Origin of the sequence: Desulfofundulus sp. (assembly GCF_049701015.1) — a bacterium.
Lineage (GTDB): Bacteria > Bacillota > Desulfotomaculia > Desulfotomaculales > Desulfovirgulaceae > Desulfofundulus.
In genome coordinates, this window is the sequence record NZ_JBNATZ010000209.1 from 3,441 (window position 1) to 4,366 (window position 926).

Sequence of the window (926 nt, forward strand, 5' to 3'; positions counted from 1 at the left end):
GTAAAAGGCTGTCGGTAACTTGCCGTCCTTTAGGCACTCATTTAGCATATCGGTCAGTGGTTTCCCCGGCCTGACATCAAGACGCTCAATCTCAATAGCTTCCCTTTTTATTAATTCCACTAACTCTTCGGAATACCTGATCTCCATTGCAGCCCGGCGCGAGGGATCGAGCTGGAGCACTGCCAGGAGAATGCGTGCTGTGTAACGGGAGGCACCCCATGCCGGGTACGCCGGTGCCGTGATTCTACCGAAGACTTCAGTTAGCCTGCCGGGGATGCCTGCTATGTCATCTGGATTTTGGGCTCCTTCTTTGGCCATTACGAGGTTGCTTCGGATCTCCGGTAGCAGTCGATAAACCTTCTCTGCTTTGGCAAGCATGTTTACTGCTTCTACGATTTGACCGAGAACATAATAAGCATCGATTTTCTGGTTAGTCGTCTTTCTCTTGCCCCTTTCTTTTATAAATTTTCTTTCCTTTGGTGGCCTGTGCAAAAACAATGCCACTTACAAGCAAGAACTGATTACTTTTAGTTTCTTGTGTGGATTTTAGAGGTATTCTTATAGGCGACCAGATTGAAGATGAAAATGCTCAAATATTACACACTGTTGCATTATTACACAGGCCTTAATTTCTGTTGTCCTCCGTTAATTGAAAGAGGAGATGCCCGATTTGTGTTTTGGTACGATTATTGCGTTGATTATTGCACTGGCTGTTTAGCAAAGCTATTGCACGGGCCTGCGAACTGCAAAAAATACTTGTAAAGGGGGTATCGAAAAACTATGCGGGCGGTATCGCTTGCAGGGGAAAGGCGATTGTCGGTGCTTGAAACTGAAGAGCCGAAGAGTGATGGAGAAAAGGTGATTATTTCTGTTACCAAGGTCGGTATTTGCGGTTCTGATATCCATCTCTGGGAAAAGGGCGAACG

General features: G+C 46.1%; 1 protein-coding gene. It reads right to left on the reverse strand.

The genetic code is table 11. The features are described 5' to 3' along the window. Window positions 1-492: thiamine-phosphate synthase family protein (locus ACPLUI_RS11580; protein WP_424660418.1), on the reverse strand; the 492-nt coding region annotated here is incomplete at its 3' end. Window positions 493-926 lie beyond the last annotated feature (434 nt).